Below are 22,756 nucleotides of genomic sequence, written 5' to 3'. Positions count from 1 at the left end.
CTGAACATTTTTAAAAAATATATATCTCTATCATTTATTCATAAAATTAATGGTATTAACACCGTGCTCAATAACATAAAGCGCTTTACTGCATGGATGCGACGGCGGGATCTTGCCCGCGTGTTGGCATTATTTCAGCAACATACCGGAAAAATTATCATTGGCGCGCCCTTTCTTTTACTGGCCGTTTATTTGCTGGTGTTCAGCCAGCCGCGCTACGTGAGCGAGTCGCAGGTGGCGATTAAGCGCGCCAGCGATATTGAAAGCGGCAGCCTGAATATCGGCCTGCTGATGGGCGCCGCTAACCCCACCTCCGCCGAAGATGCACTCTATCTCAAGGAGTATCTGCACTCACCGGATCTGCTGAAAAAGCTCGACCGCCAGCTTGATTTTAAAAAGGCGTTTGGCGCAAGCGGGCTGGTTCTGTTTTATCACCTCTACGCAAACGCCTCCGCAGAAGAGTTTCTGGATTATTACCGCCACCGCATCACCATTAATTACGACAATAAAAATGGCCTGCTGACCATCCAGACGCAGGGATTTACCCCGCAGTTCGCCCTGCGCTTCAACCAGGCGGTGCTCAACGAATCCGAACGGTTTATCAACGAGCTATCCCATCAAATTGCCCGCGATCAGCAGGCCTTTGCCGAACGGGAGCTTGAAAAAGCGCGTCAACGGTTGGATACCAGTAAAAGCGCCCTGCTCGCTTTCCAGAATCGTAACCAGATGCTGGACCCACAGGCGTCTGCCGTGGCGGCAAGCTCGGCGGTCAACAATCTGACCGAGCAGAAAATCCGCCTCGAAACCGAGCTGCGCACTTTGCTGACCTATCTGCGTGAAGACGCGCCACCGGTTATCACCACCAAAAATACGCTCGCCTCCATCAACGCGCAGATCGATAAAGAGAAAAACAGCATTACCGCGCCGGAAGGCGACCGCCTTAACCGCGTGGCGGCGGATTTTGACGAGCTGAAATCGCGCGTCACGTTTGATACCGATTTATACCAGCTCGCGCTGACGGCCATTGAAAAAACGCGCGTAGAGGCAGCTCGCAAGCTGAAAAGCCTGGCGGTGATTAGCTCGCCACAGCTTGCTGAAGAGGCCCGCTACCCTGAAGCGCTCTACCTGTTAGCCAGCTGTTTGATGATCTGCTGCCTGCTGTTCGGCACGCTCAAACTGTTGCTGGCCATTATCGACGATCACCGTGCTTAACCCTGCCGCTTTCACCCCCGAGAGAGTTATGAAAAACGTTTCCACCGCATTGCTGATCTTTTTCTGTCTGGCGGCCAGCGCCAGCGCCATTGATCTCACCGCCGACCCGGCACTGACCGGCGCGGCGCCGATTCTGACGCCGTCGTCTTCTGCGCCCGCAAGCGCAGAGGGTTTTGATAACACGCCGCCGCCCGCGCCTGCTGCGGTGATGAGCCGCATGTTCGGCGCGCAGCTTTTCACCTCAACCGGCGCGCAAGGCGTTGCCAGCATCGCCTTTAACCCGAACTATGTGATTGGCCTTGGCGATACCATTCAGGTGCGCTTGTGGGGCGCGTTCACGTATGACGGTACGCTTACCGTAGATCCGAAAGGGAATATCTTCCTGCCGAACGTAGGCCCACTGAAGGTGGCGGGCGTCACTAACAGCCAGCTCAACACGCTGGTTATCATGCGCGTGAAAGAGGTCTATCAGTCCAATGTCAATGTCTACGCCTCGCTGCTTCAGGCACAGCCGGTCAAAGTCTTTGTGACCGGCTACGTGCGCACGCCAGGCTTATATGGCGGCGTAGCGTCCGATTCGCTGCTCTCATACCTCATCAAAGCCGGCGGTGTGGACAGCGAGCGCGGCAGCTATGTCGATATTACCGTCAAGCGCGGGCAGAAAACGCGCTCCCATGTGAATCTGTATGATTTTCTGCTTAACGGCAGCCTGAGCCTTTCGCAATTCGCCGATGGCGACACCATTATTGTCGGCCCGCGCCAGCACACCTTTGGCGTCGAAGGTGATGTCTTTAACAGCTACGACTTTGAATTCACCGATGAAAGCATTTCGGTAAGCGAGGCGCTACGTTGGGCGCGGCCCAAACCGGGCGCGACGCATGTCACCCTGGTACGCCAGCAGGGCGCGATGAAACAGAGCGAATACTTCCCGTTAAGCCAGGCCGCGAGCCGTACGCTACAGGATGGCGACCGCATGGTCGTCAGCTCCGATCGTTACACCGGCACCATTCAGGTCCGTATAGATGGCGCGCACTCCGGTGAACACGCGATGGTGCTGCCTTATGGCGCGACCCTGCGACAGGTGCTGGCGAAACTGCGCCCGAACAGCATGTCGCAACTCAGCGCCATCAAGCTTTACCGCCGATCCGTCGCGCTGCGTCAGAAAGCGATGCTTGATCTGGCACTGCAAAAGCTGGAGCAGGCCTCGCTTTCCGCGCAGTCCGCCACGCAGGAAGAAGCGCGCCTGCGTATGCAGGAGGCGCAACTTGTCAGCCGTTTTGTGGCGAAAGCCCGCACCGTCGTCCCACAAGGTGAAGTGGTCCTGAGCGAAAACAATCTCGATTCGGTGCTGCTGGAAGATGGTGATGTCATCATCATTCCGGAAAAAACGTCGCTCGTGATGGTGCATGGCGAAGTGCTGTTCCCCAACGCCGTTACCTGGGAGAAAGGGCTGGATCCTGATGATTATATTGCCAGATGCGGTGGTATGACGCAGAAAGCCAGCGGCGCGAAAGTCATCGTGATTCGCCAGAATGGCGCCGCGCTCGATGCCGACGACGTTGATGAGATGCAGCCTGGCGACGAACTGATGGTACTGCCGAAATATGAATCGAAAAACATCGAAGTCACACGCGGCATTTCGACCATCCTGTATCAGCTGGCTGTCGCCGCGAAAGTCATCCTGACGCTGTAAGCCGATGAAAACCACCGTAACCGGCATCTTTTCACAGGGCATCTGGCGCATCCCTGGCTTATCTGGGTTGATGCCAATGCCTTGCCGAAAACTCGCGTTGCGCCGTGCGCTTCCCCATGACATAACGGCCATTGCCGTCTGGGGGCGTCGGCCCGGCGCGGCGGCGGCCGAAGCCCGCGCCCGCGAGGCCGGGCTTGCCGTCATTCGCCTTGAAGATGGGTTTATTCGCTCGTCAGGCCCGGCGGTGCTCGGCTATCCGCCGCTCTCGCTGGTTATCGATTATGACGGTATCTATTACGACGCCAGCCAGCCGAGCACGCTCGAAAAACTGATTCAGGATAAACCCGGTAACGCCGCGCTGGAGGCCGAGGCGCGTAAGGCGATGCGGCTTATCGTCGAGGGCGATCTGGCGAAGTATAACCACGCGCCGCCTTTTGATGGCGCGCCCACGGCCCGCGCAGTGCTGGTGGTGGATCAGACCATGGGCGATGTCTCCGTCACATTCGGCAACGCCAGCGCGGCGTCATTTCGGCTGATGCTGGATATCGCCTGTGCGGAAAACCCGGATGCCGAGATCTGGGTCAAAACCCATCCGGACGTATTACAGGGCAGCAAACGGGGCTATCTCACGCAGGCGACCTTGCATGCCCGTGTCAGGCTGTTGACGCAGGATGCCAGCCCACAGTCGCTGCTGCGGTGCGTGGCTCGCGTCTATACCGTCACGTCGCACTTTGGTTTTGAGGCGCTGATGGCTGGCAAACCGGTTGTCTGTTTTGGGCAGCCCTGGTACGCCGGATGGGGGTTAACGGACGATCGCCATCCGGGCGCGCAGGCGCTTGCCGCACGTCGTGGCAAGGCCTCGCTTCTTACGCTGATGAGCGCCGCCTATCTGCGCTACGCCCGCTACCTTGATCCGCACACGCAGCAGCCCGGCACGCTCTTTGATGTCCTGACGTATCTGGCGCTCTGCCGCCGTCATCAACTTACGCTGCGCGGCACGATATGGGCGCCCGGGCTGTCACTGTGGAAACGCAGCATCCTCAAGCCGTTCCTGACGACATCCGATAACCGGTTGCGCTTCACGCGTCGCGTGCCTGAAGCCGACGCGTGCGTGGTATGGGGAACGACAGGTGAAGCGCGCTGGCAGGCGGCGGTGCAGGCGCGCCAGCTCCCTATCTGGCGAATGGAAGACGCGTTTGTGCGCTCGGCAGGACTGGGATCGGATCTCCATGCCCCGCTCTCGCTGGTTCTGGATAAACGCGGCATTTACTACGACGCCTCGCGTCCAAGCGATCTGGAAATCGCGCTTAATACCGCAAACCTGACCCCGACTCAGGCCGCCCGAGCTGAACGCCTGCGCCAGCGCATCGTCAAAGGCGGCGTCAGTAAATATAACGCAGGCGGCGCGTGGCGGTTGCCGCGCGCGGCATGGGGCCGTCGCGTTTTGCTGGTGCCAGGCCAGGTCAGCAATGACGCTTCGCTGGCGTACGGCACGCAGACACTGCGCACGCTGACAGCGCTGCTCCGCACCGTTCGCGCCAGAAACCCTGACGCGTATATCGTGTTCAAACCGCACCCGGACGTAAGTGCGGGTAACCGACCCGGCGAGCCTGACGACAAGAACGCGCTACGCTGGGCAGATTGCCTCGCCACACAGGCTGACATCACAAGCGTGCTCGACCAGGTCGATGAAGTACACACCCTTACCTCACTCACCGGTTTTGAAGCGCTGCTGCGCGGCAAAACGGTGTATTGCTACGGCATGCCGTTTTACGCCGGATGGGGCCTGACGCACGATGAATATACCTGCCCGCGCCGCACCCGGCAGCTCACACTTAACGCGCTGATTTATCAGGCGCTGATTGAATATCCTTTTTACCTGCACCCGACGCGCAAAACCCCAATGACCGCCGAAGACGCAGTGCAAATTTTAAGTACTGCGCCGAGGCATCGCGGCCACGGTAAAACGCTCACGCGCCTTGTGAATAAAGTCCGCAATTTCTTTCACGCTCTTTTTTGATCTTCTGGTGTAACCATGTTCCGTAGTGCCCTTGATACCCTCCTTTCCGGCCAGAACTACCTGCTTTTGCAGGGGCCGATGGGGCCCTTTTTTCGCGATCTCGCCGACTGGCTGGGAACCAAAGGCCGGGAGTCCCGGCAAGTCGTGTTTAATGGCGGCGACCAGTTTTACTGTCGTAAAGGCAAAAGCCTGCCGTATAAGGGAACGCCAGAGGCGTTTGGCGCGTGGTTGACTGGCACACACGACGAGTGGCCGTTCGATACGCTAGTCTGCTTTGGCGATTGCCGCCCGCTGCACCGGGCTGCACGACGCTGGGCGCAGGCGCACGAAATACGCTTTCTGGTTTTTGAAGAGGGGTATTTGCGGCCGTGTTTTATCACGCTGGAAGAGAACGGGGTGAATGGGTTTTCAGGGTTACCGAGGGATCCGGCGTTTTATCGGCAGTTGCCTGCGCAACCAGCGCCAGAAGTGCGCCGCCTGACGCCTTCCACGTGTCGGCGTATCGGTCATGCGGCCTGGTATTATCTGATGGGATGCTACTTTCAGCGCACATTTCAGAACTATCAGCACCACAAGAGCTTTTCCCCCTGGCTTGAAGGCGCGCGCTGGACGCGCGCGGCGGCGCGCAAAGTGTGGTATCGCGCAACGGAACATCGCACCCGTCTTATGCTGGCCTCACAACATCGCGGCGGCTATTTTCTCGCGCTGTTGCAGGTCTTTAATGACAGCCAGCTGCATTATCACAGCGACTATGGCGACATGTGCGAATTTATCGAAGAGACTCTCAGCTCGTTTGCGCGCGCTGCTTCGCCGTCCCGGCTGCTGGTTTTCAAACATCATCCCATGGACAGAGGGCACCGCCATTACCGCAAGTTTATTCATACGCTCAGTGAACGTTACGGCGTAAGTGGACGGATCCTTTACGTACATGATGTACCGCTACCGGAACTGTTGAGTAACGCTACGGGCGTCGTAACGCTCAACAGTACGGCGGGCATCTCCGCGCTGATTCATAATAAGCCGCTAAAAGTGATGGGCAGCGCACTGTATGACATCGAGGGGATAACGTTTCAGGGCGCGCTGGACGCGTTCTGGCGCGCGCCTTTTCGCCCGGATTACCGCCTGTTTTCAGCGTTTCGCTGCTATCTGATGCGCTGCACCCAAATCAACACCGTCTTTTACAGCCGGGAAAACCCTTTTAGCGGCTTATAAACTCGCTTTGCGGATGAGATACACGCGGTTGTCTTCACTGAATACCTCCAGCGCCTCGCTGGTAGCCAGCACGCGATTTGCCAGCGCCAGGTCGGTTTCCAGCGCTTTACGCGCCCAGACCTGCTGGCAGGTAATATCCAGCCACAGCTGATACGTACCGACGGGCAACGCCGCCAGCGAAAGGCCTTCATAGCGCGCCGTACAGAACCAGCCTTTGTCGTAATTCACAAAGCCTTCCTCGTAGAGCTGGCGGGTGAGAATGGCGCGATGAGCTTTCGCGATGCGAAACACTTCTTCAAAGCCGTCTTTTTTGCATACCAGATCGACCTGAATATCCTGATATTCCGCGCAGCTCAGTCCTTTCAGCACCGCCACGCCCTCCGGGAACAGCCGCGCGCCGTTAACGGCAACCTTTTTCAGCACCGCCACTGGCTCAGGCTTAGTCGGGCGCGGCAGCACGCGACTATCCGCCGTCAAAACACATTCGCCGTAGCGCGGTACCGCGCCCTGCGAGAGCGAATAAAAAATCCCCAGCAGCAACGGCACATGGTATGACGTGACCTGATTATGCTCTCTGATAAGCATCGACTGCGCCATAAACAGATTAAAGTTTTGGTATTTCCTGAAGGCGGGAATATAAGGTTTCACTTCAGTTTCATACTGACAGTCGGCTTCGGAGGTTAACAGGTAGATATTTTTATCAAGCGCGGTGTCGCGGTTTAACTGGCGAGGTAATAAAGCATCAAGTAATTGGACTGATGCTTCACTCCCGTCGCCAGTCATATGCGTAAAAACGTCAGGCCAGTGTTTTTTTGCATAACTGCCGATATGAAACTGCGGCACTGTCGATACCATGTTTTTAAAGCCATATTTAAGGCCATACCATAGCGCCGCGCTGCCGCCTTTCGAAAATCCGGCCAGCGTACACTGCGTTTTATCAAGGCGATAGCGCGCAAGCATCATCTCAATAAACGCGATCACCGCCTGCTCAATGCTAAAATCGTTGTTCTGACACAGGTAATAGGTGCAGGCGTTATTAAAATCGTCCTTGATCCACACGACATGTGCCGGACAATCCTGGAGGGCGTTGGCAAAATCATACGTGAACATACCGGCACCGCCAAACCCACTAAAAATAAAAAGCATATGCTGCGTGTCATATTTTCTTTTTTTAATGCGGTATTTAATCTGTACGCCATTCACAATCTCAGTTTGCTCTGACATTTTTACTCCATAAAAAAACAGGCGCGGGTTTATTGCGCCTGTTCTAAATGATTAACGTTTATTGTTGAATATCTGACTTAACCGAAAACTCGCGCAGGAGCCGCAGGTTTTGTAATTTCTCCGCCGCATTGGCAGGCATCTGTTGCGGATAATGACGCAACAAGTTGAGCCAGCAATCATAGGCGTCATCCCAGTCTTCGCAGAGCTGGGCCAGGTCGCAGCGCAGCATCCACGCCGGCTGGTTATAGCGGCTGATTCTGTTACACACCACCGAGAGCGCCTGACTAAAGCGTCCGGCCTCTTTTAACGCGCGGGCATAGATAAGACAGAGCTCATCATCCGGGTTATCGCGGACTTCCAGCAGCGCGATCGCTTCGTTTGTTTTCTTCAGCGCCAGGCACGCCTGTGCGTAAACCTTCAGGAAACGCACGTCATTTTTCAACGCGCTACTCAGAGTGGCGAAGAGCGCATATATCTCTGCGTTTTTACCCGTGCGCAACAGCGCCACGCAGTAATAATAGAGGTGCTCATCCGGCAGATTACCGATATCCGCGCAGGCCTTATTGAGCTGTGTGATGATTTTCTCCCAGTTCTGGCGCAGGAAGGCCAGACGAGCGATTTTCAACCGGCACTGCGGATCGTTTTCGATATATTTCTCATATTTCACCAGACACTGATGCGCGTCACCGAGCTTATTCAGTTGCTGGTAGCAGTAAGAAAGCGTAATCAGAAGTTTATTTTCCAGGCTTTCCATCGATATCACATCCACGCCCTGCTCCTCGACATACGCAATCCCTTCGGCCCATTTTTTCTTCGCCAGCAGCAGACAGAACCGGGCGTAATGGAAACCCGTCACGGGGCGCGCTTTTTTGCACAGGGCCTCCAGGACGGCAACCTGCTCGCTGCGGCAAAGGCAGTAACAGTAGCGGGTGTTATCCGCGTGGGCCTCGCCCGCCTCCTGCCAGTAAACCGCGGCCTGCTGCCAGTGATGCTCGGCCATTTCGAGCAGCGCGCGGCTAACGCTGAGCGCGTAATGGCTTTGCTGCGGATAATGCGCATACCAGCCATCAATAACCTGCCGCGCCGCCACGGTTTTACCCTGTTTGCGCAGCGCTTCGGCAAGGCCCGCGCAGCCCTGCGCATCTTCCTCCTGGGTAAGCGTCAGCGCCAGATACGACTGCCAGCGTTTCTCGGCCAATGCCCAGCGGCGCGCGCTGGCCGCCTGCCGGGCGTACTGCTGGTATATGTCCGCATCAGCGAAGCCATCCGGTAAAGGCGCATCCAGCGATGCGATCGCCTGATACGTGCGCTCGCAGTTCTGCCCGTCGCGGTAGGGGAACGTCTGACTGATACGCTTGAGGATTTTCGCAGAGGGCACCGCGTTATTTTTCAGCAGCGTGTTCAGCTCTTTAAACAGCGCTTTTTCCGTTTCAACCACCGGGCCAAACCCGTGCTCGCGGTAGTCGAAGTAGCCTTTTGAATACACATGGCCGGCAAAGAATTCTTTAGCGTCAAACTGGTAATAGATGATTTGCTTATTTTGCACTGCCATTTCAAACGCAACGGAAGAATAGTCAGTAATCATTAACGCAGCGCGGGTAAATATGTCCTGAATACTACCTGTAACATGGGTTACGACTTCTATATATTCAGGAACATCAAACTGACTCAGATAGGGTAATATGTTAAAATGAGGGAAAAAAGCCACGCGATAATTGTACTGTTTCGCATATTTCTCAAGCTGAGGAGATTGCAAAACGCTTTTCCAACGTAAAGCAAAATCACTTTCCATAAACAACGGGTTAATAGCGCGCTCATCACCATCACCTAAAACTTTACCAACAATAGTCTGGCGCCACGTCGGCATGATAACGATTAACTTTTCGGGCTCTCTGTTGTTGTTTACTAACCGGTCATGTCTTGGAAACCCTGTCAGAAATACCTCTTTTTTAGAGTAAAAATATTTTGTTAGATCATCGCTAATAGAGTGATACTCCGCTGGAGATGAGGTTATAAAACAGTTAATTTCATCTTTTGTATTTAACCACGCGGACAAATCGTCTTTAGTGACGCCATGCTGTAAAAATACAAAATGCCTCCCTGTAAGCATTTTGGGTCCCAATAAATTAGTAATATAATAATTAGCATGGGAGCTGATCACTTTACTGCATGAGCCGAGCGCAAGTATATGCTCCGTAGAACCAAATTCAAGCAGGTTAAACCCTTCTTTTTCCAGACGTGCCCAATCATGCGACTCTCGCTTTAAAGCAAAGAAAATTTTCTTGTCTGGATAATTCTTTCGAACATAGCGATAAAGATGTTCGGCATTGTCATCAGCCTGCATGTCGCGGTCTATAAAAACCCAGGCATCCATGTAATCTTTTTTCTTTGCATACTTAGGCATCATAGAAGAAAAAGACTTAACAATTTCGCATGGGTTCAGGCCATCTTTATGCTGTTTTCCGCCAAGAGAAATACGCGTCGGCAATCCTGATATAGATACTGTTATGTTCTGCGTGTTGCCCAATGCTATCCACAGCCGTCGCTCCAGAATTAAGGTTTCATCCATAAATTCATGGCGGATAGTTTTGGCATAGGCCGGGATCGCATCAGCGCCATCCAGCGTAATCTGCTCTAGGCCGACAAGGCTGGTAAAATAGCGAAGCTGTACCATATGCTTATGCGGATCGTATTTTTCCACATACACAATTTGCGCGTCGGGCTGGAGATCTTTGAAAAATGACAACATCGCCACTTTATGGAAAAACCAGGCACCCGCCAGCTCGAAATTCATAATAGTATTTTTATCGAGATAAACAAAAATCTCTTTAAGCCTATGAATAAACGTTTGCTTTTCATCTACTGATAAAAAGGCGCTACGCCCACCATGATTGGTTAACCATTTCAGATACCAGACAATCTCATAGATCACGGTCCGTTGTATATTTGCTGGTACTACCCCCTCTTTTTCAGCGTAGGATTTTAAGACGTCCAGGTAACCATACACAGGAACATGCGTGAACCGCTCTTTTTTAGTCCAGGAGGTGTCCAGCGTAGACGAGCCATCTTCACGCTTGCGATAATAATATTTTGAATGTGCTAAAAATGCCGCATGTCCAATTTTTTCGCCTTGCAAATAACGGGCAACGAAATGTGCGTCCTCGAAATTAGGCTTCACTCTGGCATCAAAATACACATTTTTTAACGCTATCATGTCCGAACGAAAAAACGCCGTACTGGCTGATAACTGGATCTCTTTTTCCATATTATCAAGCGATACTAGCTGGTTACCTTTTCTGAATTTGAAAGCCAGCGGATGGGCATCCTGATACTGATTTCTGGATTCATAAAACATGATAGTATTACACCCCACCATTTTTATGTCTTTATCCTTGTGCTGATAAAGAAAATTGTCGAGGTTGTAAAAATAATCGGCATCAACGAAGTCATCCGGGTCGATAAACGTCACCCACTCCGTAGCCACATGCTGCAATCCGTTGTTACGTGCGGCCGACTGCCCGGCGTTTTCCTGATAAATATACGCAACATTGTTCGGGAATTTCTTTTGCCACTTTTTAATAATGTCAGCAGAATTATCTGTCGAACCATCATCGACCAGAATCAGCCGGATATGCTTTTTAAACTTCAACCGCTGATGGATAAAACTTTTAAAATAGTCATCCAGAAAGGCGCTGACGTTATACACTGCCGACACCACCGTATAATCGTAGTGCCCCTTTTCTTTTTTAAGATGCAGCTTACTTAATTTCCGTGCCTGATTGGCAGCCATGTCGCTGAAGAACAGTTTGGGGTCCCTTACCAGCTTGCGAAGTTTATTACTAAACATTTTTGTGCGTTCCATTTTCAAAATATGTTTCCAGCATGTCAATCAGTTGGTGCTGATAGTGATGAGTACTTGTGTTACGTGAAGAAAAATCATTAGCGCAGAAGGAATGCGGCGAGACATTATTCTGTTGTCCATCAATCAGCGCGCAATAATGCATTTTGGCGGCGGGCGAGCGTACGTTAAAGTAATAACAGATATCCCTTGCCGGCGCGGCCATCCCCCGGATATAGGTCAGCCAGGGCACCAGAAACGTCGGCAGATTCAAATCGTTGTCGCTTCTGAATTTACAGTGCAGGAACGCCTCGATTTGCTGGCGGTATCGCTGTCGGGTTTCGGAAAAAAGGCTTTTACGCAGCGGCACATAGGTGTGAGCCAGCGGCGCATCGGGTGTAAAGCCGGTGTCGTCTGCAAGCAGCGCGCGGGCGTTCAACGACGCGGCGAGCGCCGGTGTCGGGCTCCCGCGCTGCGCCATCGCCGTCAGGCTCTTACCGGCGATAAAGAGCGACGCCAGACCGTTACTTCTGAAAAAATGACTTGCCGGCAGCTCGCGCGCCACAAACACATCATCATTAAAATAGATAAAATGTTCGGCAAGCCCCGGAATAAGATGTAAATGCGCTTCGATGACGTGCGAGTTAAACGTAGGCAGATATTGCGGCGGAATAATCTCTGCATGAGAGATAAGCTTAATCTTTTCTATATGCCTGGCCCAGGGTAGAGAATGCCCATCGACGACAATATAGATAAAGCGCACCCAGGGCATAAACCGCAATACGCTCAACACTGAATAATAGATTTCATTATGGTTATCAAAACGGGCAAGGTCAGCATCCGTATTTCCACCCGTTTGCAGATGACTGCGCCGGTACTGCTGAAATTTTCTTGCCCAGTGCGGATCGCCGTTATCAACCCAGGTAAAAACCACATCCACCGGAAAGTTAACCTCAAACATGCGCTCCAGCGCGAGGTCATGCTTAAGCAACACGCCTTCCTCCGTTACCGGACAATGAATTTCATTAAAAATAAGCGGGTGCGTTTTAAGAAGGTAATCTCTCAGGAACATGCCGGGGGACGCGAGCAGCTTGCGGGCTTTTCTGTATAACATGATTACAGATTTTCCTGTGCCTTATAGGCATTAATGGCGTCATCGACATCGTCGTAATACTGAACGTGATTTTCCCGGCCAATAAACACCGCCGCATCACAGTACTGCTTCAGAGAATTAAGGTTATGCGACACCATTAAAAAGCAAGACTCGCGGTGACGCGCTTCAAACAACGTCTCGCATTTTTTACGAAAGCTGGCATCGCCTACGGCGGTGACTTCATCCACCAGATAATAATCAAATGTAAACGCCATGCTCAGCCCAAAACCAAGCCGCGCCTTCATGCCGGACGAGTAGGCTTTGACCGGCATATCAAAGTATTTACCGAGCTCGGCGAACGCCTCGACAAACGCTACTTTCTGGCGCAGCTCCTCTTTTGAGGCATAAAGCCGCGCGACGAATTTAACGTTTTCCCGGCCCGTCAGGCTGCCCTGAAAACCGCCCGCCAGGCCGACGGGCCAGGAGATCGTGGCGTCAGAGACAATGCGCCCGCTGTCCGGGTTATCCGTGCCGCCAATCATGCGCAGCAAGGTGGATTTGCCCGCGCCGTTACGCCCAATCAGCGCCACGCTCTGCCCCGCCGGAAAGGTCAGGTTCAAATCCTTAAAGACATAGTGCCGCCCCGCAGGCGTGCGGTAGGATTTCGTGAGGTTTTCGATGGTTATCATGAGGTGAGCATCGCCTCTTCCTGATGACGATAAAGCGCAAGGCCAGTAAAAAGCACAACCAGCGTGCTCATCGCGAGATAAGTAAGGCTCGCGCCTTCGCTCGCGTAGCTGATCGCGAGCGATTGCCGCGTCAGCTCTATGATATGTACCAGCGGGTTCCAGACGACCCAGCGCTGATATTCCTGCGGAATGGCATTCAGGGAATACATCACGCAGGAGATGAAATAGAGCGGGCGCGTCAGCAGTGGCAGAAACTTTTCAGCCTCGGGGAAGGCATTGCCTGCGGCCATAAAAATAAGCCCGGTACCGAAAGAACACATGATCAGACATAACCAGACGCAGAAGAGCGTTAACAGATGAGAACAAGTAAACTCCTCCCCCATCATCGCCAGAAATACGAGCAACAGAAGGTAAACCACAATGTAGATGCTGGCCTCAAGCAGCGTGCGGGCAATAATAGTATCGACGGGTCGGACGGGGCGATAATTAAAAAGCCCCTGGTTCGCCTCGATGGCATTAACAGAACGGCTGGTAATATTGCTAAAAATAAAATAAGGAATAATGCCGCTTAATAAAAAAACCGGGAACGAAATATCAGGTAGCGTTCGCTCCATCACAAAGTCGAGCACGAAAAGCAGAATAGCGAGATGTAGCAGAGGCTCAAGCAATGCCCAGCCGTAGCCTAAACGGAATTTCCCGAACCGAGTTTTAATCTCACGTAAAAATAGCGCCAGTACAGTGGCGCGCTGGACATCCAGCCCATGCCTTTTCATAACAGATTCCAGTAAGAGCGGCGAACAGGCTACCGCCATGGGATATACCCATTGCCTCAAAGACACGCGCATCGGCTACCGGCAAAAAACACAGGCATACACGCGAGGCATTGCCCGCGTAAATATAACCCGCGTTAATTAAATCTCATTTATTATTTGCCGAATGTATTATTGAGAAAATTCGGCAGCAGAGGGGCGCGACAATAATTCAGGCGGTAAACTATCACAAACTATCATCTACATAAATAACTTATGTTGGGTTTCTTTTTTTGGAGGGGTAAAACGTATGTTTTTAATAATGTCTTTTATTACCCGCTCAAATATTAAATTACGCTTTTAATAATCAGGTTAAACTTTTTTATCATAAAACTGCGTAACACCTTTGTATTCCAGTGCAAAATTAATATAGCTGACCAGCGCAGGCGCGTTGAGTTTGCGGCCCGGATAAACAAGATAAAGATCGTTTCCGGTAACCGTCCATTCAGGCAGGATATTCACCAGCGCCGCCGGGCGGGTCATATCATCCAGCAGAAAAGCGGGCAGTAACGTGATCCCCGCTCCGGCCAGCGCGCTTTCACGGGCATAGAGCAAATTATCCGTCTGGTGTATCGGGTTCAGATGGCACACATAGTGCTCGCGATCGCGCTGAAGCTGCCATTGCGTCCAGGCGCGATGGACAATGACGCGGTGCTCCGCCAGCTGTGTGGGGTGTGTGAGCGCCGGGTAACGTGACAGATAATCTGGTGAGGCGAGCAGATAGCGTGGGCAATGGCCAATTTTACGGCCAATTAGTGAGGAATCCTGCGGTTTGCCAGTACGCAATGCCACGTCAAAACCCTCCATAACCAAATCCCGCACGTCATCCGAGATAAACACTTCCAGCGTGATATCCGGGTATTTTGCGAGAAATTCAGCATTCATGCGCGCCAGCAACGTCGCGCCGATCCCCGCAGGGCTTGTGATACGCAGGCGGCCGCTCGGATTATCGCGCAGACGCTGTACGGCGAGCTCCGCTCGCTCGCTGGCCTCCAGCATATCGCGGCAGTGCACAAGGTAATGTTCGCCCGCGAATGTCAGGCTCAGCGTTCGCGTGGTGCGATTAAGCAGCCGCAGCCCGATATGCGCCTCAAGCTGGCTGATGCGCTGGCTGACGCTCGATTTCGGCAGGCCCGCTTTCTGCGCTGCCGCCGTGAAGCTGCCGGTCTCTGCCACCAGCGCGAAAAGCGCCATATCCTGCAGTTGCTTAAACATGATTGTTCATCTCACACGAACAGAACGTTCTGGATTGTCCATCTTATCACTTCCGGCGGGCGCGCATAGACTACATTCAACGCATGACTCTCCAAACGAACTCGTCTAAAGGAATCTACCATGTCTGTTAAAGCTATTGCCGTTAACCCCGATTCGCCAGAAAGCTTTATCGAAATTACGCAGCCGATGCCGCAGCCCGGTGATTACGATCTGCTGGTCGAAGTAAAAGCGGTCTCTGTTAATCCGGTTGATACCAAAGTACATGCCAGCCTTAAGCAAAATGGCTTAGCGGCGCCGCGCGTGCTGGGCTGGGACGCCAGCGGCATCGTGACCGCTGTCGGTAGCAAAGTGAACGGTTTTAAGACTGGTGATGAGGTGTATTACGCCGGTGATATTACCCGTCCGGGCAGCAACGCCAGCCATCAGTTGATTGACTCCCGTATCGTTGGGCATAAACCGCGCACGCTCTCCTGGGCTGCTGCTGCGGCCATTCCGCTGACCGCGCTGACCGCATGGGAAGGACTGTTTGAACGTCTCCATATTCAGGAGGCAGGTGACGATAAAACGCTGCTGATTATCGGCGGCGCGGGTGGTGTTGGGTCGCTCGCAATCCCGTTCGCCAGACTGCACAGCAAAGCGAAGATTATTGCGACCGCTTCACGTGAAGATTCCGCGCAGTGGTGCCGCGATCGCGGCGCGGATCTCGTGGTGAGTTATCACGACCTTCCAGGCGAACTGTCGAAACAGGGTATCAAGTTTGTGGATTATATTTTCATTCTCAATGATACCGACGGCCACTGGGCAGCGGTGAGCCAGCTTATTGCGCCGCAGGGACATATTTGCAGCATTGTAGAAAATGCGCACCCGCTGGATCAGGACGCGCTGAAATCGAAATCCGCCGCCCTGCACTGGGAATTTATGTACACCCGCAGTATGTACCAGACCGCCGATATGGCGCGCCAGGGCGAGATTTTGAATGAAGTGGCAAAACTGGTGGACGCAGGCGAGGTGGAAAGCGCATTGAGTGAGACTTTCCACGGCTTAAGCGTTGAGAGTATGACAAACGCGCATCGCAAGGTGCTGGAAGGCCACATGCGCGGCAAAGTGGTGGTAGAGTTTTAATCACCCCAGACGATACCCCCTCGGCCCGAAGGAAGAGGGGGTACAGCGGCGCGGGTGTGTAATGGCGGTGCCACTTATGGGCGATATTTCATCGTAACGGTAAGCGCGGCGCACCCACCGTTGACACACAAGCGGCGGCTACGCCTGCTCGCCCATGAGCTGTTTCACCAAATCCACGCAGCGCAGGAAACGGGTGTCGTAATCCGGCTCCTCAACATGCACATAGTCGATATGGTTCTCTTCAAGCATCGACACCAGCAGCGACTGAAACGCTTTACGATCCACGGAGCTGCCGAGACTTCTGAGCCCGTCCGCCACCCACGGCGTATTGTTTTCCAGCAAAATCACCAGATCGAAGCGATATTCATCCACCAGCGCCTGCACAAAGGGGTGTTCGCGCCCTTCATACTTTTTGCAAAACGCCTGAGTGGTCACGAAATCCGTGTCGATAAATGCCACTTTATTTGCATATTTCACTGCGAAATCAATGTACTGGGCGTGGCCGAGCGCGATTTTATCGTAATCGGAATATTGCAGCGCCATCTCGTCTCCGCCTAAATGCGAGAACACATAGTCGCGGCCATATTCCCAGGCGCTGGTCGTATTGAAGATATTGGCGAGCTTATTCACCAGCATCGATTTACCGCTCGACTCCCCGCCAAGGATAGCCACGGTACGCACAAAAAACGGCTTCACTTCGGTGGGGATATACTCCCAGTAGCGGAACGGGTTTGCGCGGATCTGCGCGCCGCTGATGTTCATAAAGGTGCGTTTGGGATCGATAATGACGGTCTCAATACCCAGATGTTCGCGGTACTGCGGCGCGTCGGACTCCTCGGAGGTATAGATAGAATCAGGCGCTATGCCCTTCTCCTCCATAAACGCGTTGATCCCTTCGCTCCAGACATCCCAGCCGTGCGGATACGGCTCCATGCCCTCTTCATTGAACGCGTGAATACGGATGTTCTTCTGGTATTTGAACGTTTGCAGCAGCCAGCGCAAACGGTCGCTGATGGTCGGCTGCTGCGACATCGCGCTCTCTTCAAACAGCGTACGGTCGCGTTTTTCGTCATAACCCATGATGATATGCAGCTCATCAACCTGGCTACAGGCGCGCTGGATCAGATAAATATGGCCGGTATGCAGCGGGTAAAATTTGCCGAACACCACGCCCACGCGCTTCTGCCGGCGCGGGAACTCCAGGCCGAGAAACCGGTGCAGGGCTTCGAGTTTTTGCGCGCTGGGGCTTTTGATTTTGGCGTTAAGCAGCTGGCTTAAATAGCCCTTGGTCATGCCGCTGGCATCTGCCACCTGCTGTAACGTGCAACCCTTCTGGCGAATAGCGGTTTTGAGATAGTCGAATGACAAAATGCGCTGCCTCCTGCAAAAGCATGACGGGGTTATATAAAAAGGTTTTTCACCCTGAAGAATTCAATTTGCATCGACGCGGCAACGAAATGAACCCCAGGCGCTTATCTTGTAAACGACCGGGGTGAATGAAGGCAGCCAACAAAGATGCAGGTTGAGTATGACGGGTAAAATTATAAGTCGTCAAAGACAGATAGCGCATCCGCGAGCTTTTTCACACCGAAAATCTGCATGCCTTCCGGCACCTTTTTCGGCACGTTAGCCGCCGGGACGATAGCGCGACGAAAACCGTGTTTCGCGGCCTCAGAGATACGTTCCTGCCCGCTTGGCACTGGGCGGATTTCACCGGCCAGGCCCACTTCGCCAAACACTACCAGATCCTGTGGCAGCGGACGATCGCGCAGGCTTGACACCATCGCCAGCAGCAGCGCCAGGTCTGCGCTGGTTTCAGTGACCTTCACGCCGCCCACGACGTTAACAAACACATCCTGATCCGCCATCTGCAAGCCGCCGTGGCGATGCAGCACGGCAAGCAGAATCGCCAGCCGGTTTTGCTCAAGGCCCACCGCCACACGTCTGGGGTTTGCCATCATCGACTGATCCACCAGCGCCTGGATTTCCACCAGAAGCGGGCGCGTGCCTTCCCAGACCACCATCACCGAGCTGCCGGAGGTCACTTCATCGCCGCGGCTTAAGAAAATAGCGGACGGGTTGCTGACTTCACGCAGCCCCTGCTCTGTCATCGCGAAGACGCCAAGCTCATTGACCGCGCCGAAGCGGTTCTTGTGGCTGCGCAGCGTGCGAAAACGCGAGTCGGCGTCGCCATCCAGCAGCACGGAGCAGTCGATACAGTGCTCCAGCACTTTCGGGCCTGCGAGCGACCCATCTTTTGTAACGTGACCGACCATGACAATCGCCACGCCGCGGGTTTTCGCAAAGCGCGTCAAATAGGCGGCGGTTTCACGCACCTGGGCGACGCTGCCTGGCGACGACTGCACGTCCGCCATATGCATCACCTGAATGGAGTCGATGACCATCAGCTTCGGCTGTTCTTCTTCCGCAATAAGGCAAATCTGCTCGATGCTGGTTTCGGAAAGCATGTTGAGATTCGTGGTCGGCAGGCCCAGACGGTGCGCGCGCATCGCCACCTGTTGCAGCGACTCTTCACCGGTGACATAGAGCGTTTTCATCTGCTGCGCGAGCTTACAAAGCGTTTGCAGCAACAGCGTTGATTTCCCGGCGCCGGGGCTACCGCCAATCAGAATCGCGCTGCCCGGCACCACGCCGCCGCCCAGTACGCGGTCGAACTCTTTAAAGCCGGTGGAGAAGCGCGGCAGTTCTTCCAGGCTTATCTCGGAGAGCTTCTGCACTTTGGCTACGCCCGCGTTGCCCGCATAGCCGGAGAGACGTTCATTGCGCGCCGCTTGCGGCGAGGCGGCGAGACGCACTTCCGTGATGGTATTCCAGGCATGACAGGCGCTGCACTGCCCCTGCCAGCGCGGATAATCCGCACCACACTCGTTACAGACAAATGCGCGTTTTGGAGCTTTCGCCACCTTTTACCTCTTTATTTCTGGTTCAGGCTGCCGGAAAGGATACAGAAAACCCCCATCAGGTCAGCGTGACGGATAGTGATTTCCGTCTTTTCATTAACTTTCGGTTTGGCGTGGTAAGCAATGCCAAGCCCCGCCGTCTGGATCATCGGCAGGTCGTTCGCGCCATCGCCAATCGCCACAGTCTGGCCCGTCGGAATCGCATATTTTTCCGCGAGCCGTTGCAGAGTCTGCGCCTTGAACTGGGCGTCGACGATTTGCCCGTTCACCTCACCGGTGAGCTTGCCGTCTTCTACCGTCAGCGCGTTTGCGACCACGTCATCCAGATGCAGTTTCTCCTGCAAATATTGCGCGAAGAACGTAAAGCCGCCGGAGGCAATCGCCACTTTCCAGCCCAACGCGTGCAGTTTCAGCACCAGCGAGGTCAGGCCCGGCATCAGCGGCAGCACGTCGCGTACCTGGCGCAGAATATCGGCGTCTGCGCCTTTTAGCGTGCCAACGCGCGCTTTCAGGCTCGCCGTGAAATCCAGCTCGCCGCGCATGGCGCGCTCGGTGACCTCAGCCACTTCGTCGCCGGTTCCGGCAAGCTTTGCAATTTCATCGATACATTCAATCTGGATAGCGGTGGAATCCATGTCCATCACCAGCAGGCCGGGCGTTTTCAGATGCGGGATTTTGCCAAGCGGCGCGACATCAAGGCCGGAGTCATGCGCCAGACGCGTCGCGCGCGGCGTCAGCGACCCGGCCAGACGGATCACCTGATAATCTTCCACACACCACGCGTTAACGATAACCATCGCCGCGCCGAGCTTATGCTGATATTGGGTCAGATTTTGCTTATTTAAACCCCGTCCGTACAGGAGCCAGCCGCTTTGGCCAGCGTGATAATCCAGCGGCATCACTTCATCACCGCTTAAAGAAAGGGGCAATCCTGGCCAGAGAGAAACCTCGTTCGGCAGGTCGCACCAGGTAAGACTGTTTGGCATTCAGGCTCCTGTAAATAGTATCGGGGCGGGACAAAACAACGCATGAGGCTACCTTGTCTGCGGCGCTTCTGGCAACATTAAGCTTCAAAATTTAAGCAGGTACTTTATGGCCCGGGCAAAACTCAAATTTCGGCTGCATCGCGCAGTGATTGTACTCATCTGTCTGGCATTGCTGGTGGCACTGATGCAGGGCGCATCCTGGTTTAGCCAAAGCCATCAGCAGTCGCGCAATATCCAGATGGAAGAGCTTGCCCGCACGCTGGCTCGCCAGGTGAGCTACAGCGTCGCGCCGCTTATCAAAGGCGAAAATCCGGATGAGAAACGCGTCGGCGTCATTTTGCGCCAGTTGACCGAAGAGAGCCGCATTCTGGATGCCAGCGTCTATGACCAGCAGGGCGACCTTATCGCCCGCGCGGGGGAGAGTGTCGATGTGCGTGACAGGCTCGCGCTCGACGGTAAAAAAGCGGGCAGCTATTTTAACGAACAAATCGTTCAGCCGGTGCAGGATAAAAGCGGCCCTATCGGCTATTTGCGGCTCACGCTGGATACGCATAGCCTGCCAACGGAGGCGCGTCAGGTGGACAACACCACCAATATTTTGCGCCTGATGATGTTGCTGGCGCTCGCCATCGGTATTGTCCTGACGCGTACGCTATTGCAGGGTAAACGTACCCGCTGGCAGCAGTCGCCGTTTTTGCTGACCGCCAGCAAATCAGTGCCGGAAGAAGAGAGCGAACCTGAGACGCCTGCGGACGACAAACGCGCCTGAGGCCTCATGATATAATGGGCGTTCTTACTTGCTTAAGGGAAAACGCCTGTGTCCTCTTTACGCCTGCTCATTTCCGATTCTTACGATCCCTGGTTTAACCTGGCGGTGGAAGAGTGCATCTTCCGCCAGATGCCCGCCACCCAGCGCGTACTGTTCCTCTGGCGCAACGCCGATACCGTCGTCATTGGGCGCGCGCAGAATCCATGGAAAGAGTGCAATACACGCCGGATGGAGGAAGATAACGTCCGTCTCGCGCGGCGTAGCAGCGGCGGCGGCGCGGTTTTCCACGATCTCGGCAATACCTGCTTTACCTTTATGGCTGGCAAACCGGAATACGATAAAAGCGTTTCCACAACGATTGTGATTAACGCGCTGGCGCAACTTGGTATTCCGGCGTCGGCCTCCGGGCGTAACGATCTGGTGGCGGAGACCGCCGAAGGGCCGCGCAAAATCTCCGGCTCGGCGTACCGCGAGACCGTGGATCGCGGCTTTCACCACGGAACGCTGTTGCTGAACGCCGATTTAAGCCGTCTTGCGAATTACCTGAATCCGGATAAGAAAAAGCTTCAGGCGAAGGGGATCACTTCCGTGCGCGGACGCGTCGCCAATCTTAATGATTTGAAGCCGGGCATTACGCACGCGCAGGTATGCGAGGCGGTCATGGAGGCGTTTTTTGCTTATTACGGTGAGCGTGTGTCTGCCGAGGTGATATCGCCGGATGCCTTCCCGGATTTGCCAGGCTTTGCCGAGACCTTTGCCCGCCAGAGTAGCTGGGCGTGGAATTTCGGTCAGGCACCTGCGTTTACGCACCAGCTGGACGAGCGTTTTGTCTGGGGGGGCGTGGAGCTGCATTTCGACGTGGAAAAAGGGCATATCACCCGTACGCAGCTTTTTACCGATAGCCTCAACCCCGCCCCGCTGGAGGCGCTGGCGAGCCGGTTGCAGGGGTGTGTCTATCAGGCCGATGTGCTGAAGCAAACCTGCGAGGCGCTGGTGGTGGATTTTCCGGCGCATGAGGCAGAGCTTCATGACGTGGGCGAGTGGATGTCACAGGCGGTGCGGTAAGTATTGAATCCTCACCCCTGCCCTCACCCTGAAAGAGAGAGGATCCTGTCTCAAGCCAATAAAAAAGGGCGCCGCAGCGCCCTTTTCTTTCCACTTTATCTTAGCGAGAAACTTACGCTTTATCGCCCAGCAATACGGATTCCAGGGCAATCTTGATCATGTCGTTAAACGTGGTCTGGCGCTCTGCCGCCGTGGTCTGCTCGTGGGTGCGGATATGGTCAGACACGGTGCAGATGGTCAGCGCTTTTGCGCCAAACTCTGCTGCCACGCCGTAGATCCCTGCCGCTTCCATCTCTACGCCCAGGATGCCGTATTTTTCCATCACGTCAAACATAGACGGGTCCGGCGTGTAGAACAGATCAGCGGAGAAAATGTTGCCGACGCGTGCTTCAACGCCCAGCGCTTTGGCGGCGTCAACCGCGTTACGCACCATGTCGAAATCTGCGATAGCCGCGAAATCGTGATCTTTAAAGCGCAGACGGTTCACTTTAGAGTCTGTGCACGCGCCCATACCAATCACCACGTCGCGAAGCTTAACGTCCGCACGTACCGCGCCGCAGGAGCCCACGCGGATGATTTTTTTCACGCCAAAATCGGTGATCAGCTCTTTGGTGTAGATGGAGCAGGACGGGATACCCATGCCGTGGCCCATCACGGAAATTTTACGGCCTTTATAGGTACCGGTGAAACCCAGCATGCCGCGCACGTTGTTTACTTCGCGCACGTCTTCCAGGAAAGTTTCTGCAATATGCTTCGCACGCAGCGGGTCGCCCGGCATCAGCACGACGTCCGCGAAATCACCCATCTCGGCGTTAATATGTGGGGTTGCCATTTTCAGTTCCTTTTAATTTTAATTTGTTATTTTGCCCGGTGGCGCGAACCTTACCG

At 54.2% G+C, this 22,756-nt stretch carries 17 protein-coding genes; 7 read left to right on the top strand and 10 right to left on the bottom strand.

What is annotated here, in order from left to right; genetic code table 11:
• Positions 1-96 precede the first annotated feature (96 nt).
• Genes AFK62_RS03210 through AFK62_RS03195 form a run of 4 tightly spaced genes read left to right on the top strand, consistent with a single transcriptional unit; the run spans position 97 to position 6,137 of the window.
• Positions 97-1,212 (top strand): capsule biosynthesis protein, encoded by a 1,116-nt coding sequence (locus AFK62_RS03210; protein ID WP_032984571.1) that lies wholly within the window; start codon positions 97-99, stop codon positions 1,210-1,212.
• 28 nt (positions 1,213-1,240) lie between these two features.
• A complete protein-coding gene (locus AFK62_RS03205; RefSeq protein WP_007675722.1) occupies positions 1,241-2,905 on the top strand; it encodes a polysaccharide biosynthesis/export family protein in 1,665 nt (554 codons plus the stop codon).
• A 4-nt stretch (positions 2,906-2,909) separates the two neighbouring features.
• The gene (locus tag AFK62_RS03200) at positions 2,910-4,925 is read left to right on the top strand and encodes a capsular polysaccharide biosynthesis protein (RefSeq protein ID WP_053531710.1); all 2,016 of its coding nucleotides are present in this window, start codon (positions 2,910-2,912) and stop codon (positions 4,923-4,925) included.
• A 15-nt stretch (positions 4,926-4,940) separates the two neighbouring features.
• The gene (locus AFK62_RS03195) at positions 4,941-6,137 is read left to right on the top strand and encodes a capsule biosynthesis protein (protein ID WP_007670982.1); all 1,197 of its coding nucleotides are present in this window, start codon (positions 4,941-4,943) and stop codon (positions 6,135-6,137) included.
• Here AFK62_RS03195 and AFK62_RS03190 read toward each other — a convergent pair.
• From AFK62_RS03190 to AFK62_RS03165, 6 genes are all read right to left on the bottom strand, one after another.
• Positions 6,132-7,361, bottom strand: coding sequence for an alpha/beta fold hydrolase (locus AFK62_RS03190; RefSeq protein WP_053531709.1), 1,230 nt, complete (start codon positions 7,359-7,361; stop codon positions 6,132-6,134). The genes AFK62_RS03195 and AFK62_RS03190 overlap by 6 nt on opposite strands.
• Positions 7,362-7,419: 58 nt before the next feature.
• Entirely contained in the window at positions 7,420-11,223 is a 3,804-nt protein-coding gene (locus AFK62_RS03185) for a CDP-glycerol glycerophosphotransferase family protein (protein ID WP_321029372.1), read from the bottom strand.
• Positions 11,201-12,313, bottom strand: coding sequence for a stealth family protein (locus AFK62_RS03180; protein WP_007670994.1), 1,113 nt, complete (start codon positions 12,311-12,313; stop codon positions 11,201-11,203). Before AFK62_RS03180 ends, AFK62_RS03185 begins: the two co-directional genes overlap by 23 nt.
• Positions 12,314-12,315: 2 nt before the next feature.
• Positions 12,316-12,981, bottom strand: coding sequence for an ABC transporter ATP-binding protein (locus AFK62_RS03175; RefSeq protein WP_007670997.1), 666 nt, complete (start codon positions 12,979-12,981; stop codon positions 12,316-12,318).
• Positions 12,978-13,754 (bottom strand): ABC transporter permease, encoded by a 777-nt coding sequence (locus AFK62_RS03170; RefSeq protein WP_053531708.1) that lies wholly within the window; start codon positions 13,752-13,754, stop codon positions 12,978-12,980. Before AFK62_RS03170 ends, AFK62_RS03175 begins: the two co-directional genes overlap by 4 nt.
• A 348-nt stretch (positions 13,755-14,102) precedes the next feature.
• Positions 14,103-15,005, bottom strand: coding sequence for a LysR family transcriptional regulator (locus tag AFK62_RS03165; RefSeq protein ID WP_007671003.1), 903 nt, complete (start codon positions 15,003-15,005; stop codon positions 14,103-14,105).
• A 120-nt stretch (positions 15,006-15,125) separates the two neighbouring features.
• Between AFK62_RS03165 and AFK62_RS03160 the strand changes: the two genes are divergently transcribed.
• A complete protein-coding gene (locus tag AFK62_RS03160) occupies positions 15,126-16,127 on the top strand; it encodes a zinc-binding alcohol dehydrogenase family protein (RefSeq protein WP_007671006.1) in 1,002 nt (333 codons plus the stop codon).
• Positions 16,128-16,265: 138 nt separating this feature from the next.
• Here the strand turns inward: AFK62_RS03160 and nadR are convergent, their stop codons facing one another.
• The 3 genes from nadR to serB form a co-directional block, all read right to left on the bottom strand.
• Positions 16,266-17,498: a multifunctional transcriptional regulator/nicotinamide-nucleotide adenylyltransferase/ribosylnicotinamide kinase NadR gene (nadR, locus tag AFK62_RS03155; RefSeq protein ID WP_032984337.1), complete on the bottom strand. Its 1,233-nt coding sequence runs from the start codon at positions 17,496-17,498 to the stop codon at positions 16,266-16,268.
• A 170-nt stretch (positions 17,499-17,668) separates the two neighbouring features.
• On the bottom strand, positions 17,669-19,051 hold the full coding sequence (gene radA, locus AFK62_RS03150; protein WP_007671010.1) for a DNA repair protein RadA: 1,383 nt from the start codon (positions 19,049-19,051) through the stop codon (positions 17,669-17,671).
• An 11-nt stretch (positions 19,052-19,062) separates the two neighbouring features.
• Positions 19,063-20,034, bottom strand: a complete 972-nt coding sequence (gene serB, locus AFK62_RS03145; protein ID WP_032984338.1) for a phosphoserine phosphatase — start codon at positions 20,032-20,034, stop codon at positions 19,063-19,065.
• A 106-nt stretch (positions 20,035-20,140) separates the two neighbouring features.
• Here serB and AFK62_RS22055 point away from each other — a divergent pair, with 106 nt between their 5' ends.
• Together AFK62_RS22055 and lplA are read left to right on the top strand one after the other, a co-directional pair.
• Positions 20,141-20,803, top strand: a complete 663-nt coding sequence (locus tag AFK62_RS22055; protein WP_053531707.1) for a YtjB family periplasmic protein — start codon at positions 20,141-20,143, stop codon at positions 20,801-20,803.
• 48 nt (positions 20,804-20,851) lie between these two features.
• Complete coding sequence (lplA, locus tag AFK62_RS22050) at positions 20,852-21,868, top strand: lipoate--protein ligase LplA (RefSeq protein ID WP_007671024.1); 1,017 nt, start codon at positions 20,852-20,854, stop codon at positions 21,866-21,868.
• 112 nt (positions 21,869-21,980) lie between these two features.
• Here the strand turns inward: lplA and deoD are convergent, their stop codons facing one another.
• A complete protein-coding gene (gene deoD, locus AFK62_RS03130) occupies positions 21,981-22,700 on the bottom strand; it encodes a purine-nucleoside phosphorylase (protein WP_007671027.1) in 720 nt (239 codons plus the stop codon).
• Between the last annotated feature and the right edge of the window lie 56 nt (positions 22,701-22,756).

The organism is Cronobacter condimenti 1330, from assembly GCF_001277255.1.
GTDB lineage: Bacteria > Pseudomonadota > Gammaproteobacteria > Enterobacterales > Enterobacteriaceae > Cronobacter > Cronobacter condimenti.
Note: the sequence above shows the minus strand (reverse complement) of the source record. Positions and strands in the feature narration are given on the sequence as shown.